Here is a 401-nt window from a genome sequence, read left to right on the forward strand (position 1 = left end):
TATATAGGGGGTGCGGGGTCAAGGCAGCGACGCGGCCTATGCATAGGACGCGTTAGCGTTTGGAGCATTAATAGCCGGATGCAGGATGGTACTGGTTGAGCTGGGGTGCGGTGGAGGAGATTGAAAAAATAGACTAGGGACTGCATGATGTGGGTATTTTAATGGAACTTTCAAATATACAGAAGTATGATTATGCACAAATTCCTGCTACTGATGTATGGGGTTTACTAATGCGTAAAGATAGTGCCCTTGCATCACAAAGCACAATAAATCCAAAAGATTTATGCAATATACCTCTTATTATTTCAAGACAGACACTTGTTGATAAAGCAATTTCTAAATGGCTTCAAGGCAGTAATGAAAAACTAAACATTATTGCAACATACAATTTAGTTTATAAC

The 401-nt window shown here is 39.7% G+C and carries 1 pseudogene; it reads left to right on the forward strand.

From position 1 onward, the window contains the following. Positions 1 to 149 precede the first annotated feature (149 nt). Positions 150 to 401, forward strand: a pseudogene (locus MU407_RS14255) (LysR family transcriptional regulator); the annotation flags it as partial.

The organism is Brachybacterium sp. Marseille-Q7125 (assembly GCF_023062615.1).
GTDB lineage: Bacteria > Actinomycetota > Actinomycetes > Actinomycetales > Dermabacteraceae > Brachybacterium.